This window comes from Phormidium sp. CCY1219, from assembly GCF_035615515.1.
GTDB lineage: Bacteria > Cyanobacteriota > Cyanobacteriia > Cyanobacteriales > Laspinemataceae > CCY1219.
The window spans coordinates 1-301 of sequence record NZ_JAJENT010000067.1; the positions used below are offsets into that span (position 1 = coordinate 1).

General features: G+C 55.8%; 1 protein-coding gene. It reads right to left on the bottom strand.

Annotation, left to right across the window (positions count from 1 at the left end):
- Positions 1–301 (bottom strand): CHAT domain-containing protein (locus LKK83_RS00450; RefSeq protein WP_324628772.1); only part of this gene is annotated, 301 nt, incomplete at both ends.

The window sequence follows — 301 nt, forward strand, 5'->3', positions numbered from 1 at the left end:
GCGTCCCGTCTCGCAAGCAGAGAGGACGACTAAATCCGCATTGAGTTCCATGTCGAAGATTTCTCCTGCTGTGAGCAATCCATCGTCGCTGCTGGTGGGGGTGAGGGCAATCCAACTGGCGATACCTCGGGTGGGGTCGAAGCTGCCGTGAGTCGCCAAGTGTATAATTCGCGCCGAGGGCATTTTTTGCACCACTGCCGATTCCGTTGCTTGCGACCCAATCAGCGGCGTAACATTCAGCAGTTGTCCGATATCCCGCGCTTCTTTTTCCGCACCTAACAGAGGAGACAGTTGTTTCGGC